Here is a 2346-nt window from a genome sequence, read left to right on the forward strand (position 1 = left end):
TGCTCGAGTCGCTGGTCCAGTCGATCGCCACATCGCTGCGGCTGCCGTACGTGGCCGTCGAGCGGCCGGACGGCACCCGCCTGGCCGAGCATGGGGTGCCCGGTCCGAACAGGGAACGCTGGCCCTTGGCGTACGAGCAACGGCATGAGGGATTCCTGGTGGCCTCGCCGCGCCGTGGCGAGGACGTCTTCGACGACCGCGACCAGGCGTTGCTGCGCGACGTCGCCGAGCAGGTGGGAGTCGCCGTGCACGCGGTCGGCCTGACCACCGAGCTGCTGGTCTCCCGCCAGCGATTGGTCACCGCACGGGAGGAGGAGCGCCGGCGGCTGCGCCGGGAACTGCACGACGGCCTGGGTCCGGTGCTCACCGCCGTGGGTCTGAACCTCGACGCGGCACAGTCCGGAGTGGACACCGACCTGGCGGCCGCGCGGACCCATCTCGGGAACGCGAAGGAGGCGACGACGCAGGCGCTGAGCGACCTGCGCCGGCTCGTACACGACCTGCGACCGCCTGCCCTCGATCTCGGGCTCGCCGCCGCGCTGCGCGTTCAGATCGACCGTCTCACCGCGGGCTCGGCGCTGTCGGCCACCGTCGCGGCTCCCGAGCTGCCCGAGTTGCCCGCCGCCGTGGAGGTGGCGGTGTTCCGCATCGCCGTCGAAGCCGTCACCAACGCCGTACGCCACAGTGACGCCGCCCGGTGCGAGGTGTGCCTGAGCGCCACCGACGACGAGCTGGTCCTGCGCGTCCACGACGACGGAACCTCCACCCAGCCGTGGACGCCCGGCGTGGGCATGACAGCGATGTGGGAACGCGCTGCCGAGCTGGGCGGCACGTTGCGGGCCGGACCGACGGAAACCGGTGGCGCCACGGTCGTCGCCGCCTTCCCGCTCGCGAGGATCGACCGATGATCCGCGTTCTTCTCGCCGACGACCACCCGCTCGTACGCCAGGGACTGCGGGCGGTGTTCGCGACCACCTCCGACATCGAGGTGGCCGGCGAGGCGGGCGACGGAGCCGAGGCCGTGCGCAGCACGGTCCGGCTGTCCCCGGACGTCGTCGTGATGGACCTGCAGATGCCCGGCCTGCACGGCACCGAGGCCACCCGGCAGATCCTCGACCGCAAGCCCGGCACCACCGTGCTGGTGCTCACGATGTTCGAGGACGACGACGCGGTGTTCGCCGCCATGCAGGCCGGAGCCACCGGGTATCTCGTCAAGGGCGCGGACGGCGCGGACATCATCGCGGCCGTCCGCGCCGCTGCGGCCGGGCAACCTGTGTTCGGGGCGGCGCTGGCCGGGCGCCTGCGGCGGTGGTTCGCCAGTCCACCGCCGCGCGACACACCCTTCCCGCAACTCACCGAGCGCGAGTTGCAGATCCTCGACCACCTGGCCGCCGGGATGTCGAACACCGAGATCGGCCGGCAGCTGCACCTGTCGGCGAAGACCATCGCCAACAACGTGTCGACCATCCTGACCAAACTCCGGGTGTCGCAGCGCACGCAGGCGATCGTGCAGGCCCGGGAGGCCGGACTCGGCCGCCTGGGTCGGCGCACCGATCCGGACCCGTGATTCGTGGGCGGCCGAACGGATGCCGGCCGCGCCGGCGTCAGTTCACGAGGTCGGGGAACGTTCCGAAGGGGCCCACCGGGCCGCAGGACATCGTCAACCGCACGACGCCGGTGGGAATTGTGGAGAACGGAGGCCGGGAGGGTGGCTCGGCGGTGACGCCCAGCGTGATGTGCGGGCGATAGTCCTCGTCCACCAGGCCCAACGGGGTGTGCCCGAGCCGCAGGAACTCCTGGTGCAGGGCGTCCAGCTCGGGACTCCGGATGATCTCCAGGCCGAAGTAGTAGCCGCCGGTCGGGACGTAGTGGTCGCCGGGTGGGATCACCGAGTAGAGCAGGCCGATGATTTTTCCGCGGAAGGTCCGGCCTCGGTGGGGTGCGGTCGCCGCGACGATGCCGGCCACGTGGTCCTCGGCGCATTCGACGTGCAGAACCGACACGTGCGGTGGCGCATCGCCGCCGAGAAGCATGAGCGGCTCGTGGCCGTCGCCGATCGCGTGTGAGAGCTCGACCACCGACCGTGACGTCTCCACGTCCGGCCGCAGCACCACGCCGTAAGCCACGTGGATCACGCCCTTTCTCGTGTTGTGCCGAGCCGACCATTGTGTCAGCGCCGGCTGCCAGTGGATGTCAAGCGGATTGCAGGCGCCGGCCGGGACGGTGAGGTCCGAACCCAACGGAAAGGACCTGACATGAAGCTGCTGCGCAACCATGGATGGCGGATCGCCCTCGTCGCCTCCGGCGTCGTCATGCTCGCCGGAGCTCCGCGGCACCCCGGCTCCG

The 2346-nt window shown here is 71.2% G+C and carries 3 protein-coding genes; 2 read left to right on the forward strand and 1 reads right to left on the reverse strand.

Annotated features, from left to right (window positions below):
* Together AB0M20_RS38745 and AB0M20_RS38750 are read left to right on the forward strand one after the other, a co-directional pair.
* Positions 1-908, forward strand: a 908-nt coding sequence (locus AB0M20_RS38745) for a histidine kinase (RefSeq protein ID WP_364305946.1), incomplete at its 5' end; no start/stop codon positions are given.
* On the forward strand, positions 905-1567 hold the full coding sequence (locus tag AB0M20_RS38750; RefSeq protein WP_364305947.1) for a response regulator transcription factor: 663 nt from the start codon (positions 905-907) through the stop codon (positions 1565-1567). The genes AB0M20_RS38745 and AB0M20_RS38750, both read left to right, overlap by 4 nt.
* Before the next feature lie 37 nt (positions 1568-1604).
* Here the strand turns inward: AB0M20_RS38750 and AB0M20_RS38755 are convergent, their stop codons facing one another.
* Positions 1605-2135 (reverse strand): hypothetical protein, encoded by a 531-nt coding sequence (locus tag AB0M20_RS38755; RefSeq protein ID WP_364305949.1) that lies wholly within the window; start codon positions 2133-2135, stop codon positions 1605-1607.
* Between the last annotated feature and the right edge of the window lie 211 nt (positions 2136-2346).

Source organism: Actinoplanes sp. NPDC051633, from assembly GCF_040681735.1.
Classification (GTDB): domain Bacteria; phylum Actinomycetota; class Actinomycetes; order Mycobacteriales; family Micromonosporaceae; genus Actinoplanes.

Bases quoted from the DNA above. Each gene is read 5' to 3' on its own strand.
- AB0M20_RS38750 (WP_364305947.1), top strand. From the start codon at position 905: ATGATCCGCGTTCTTCTCGCCGACGACCACCCGCTCGTACGCCAGGGA.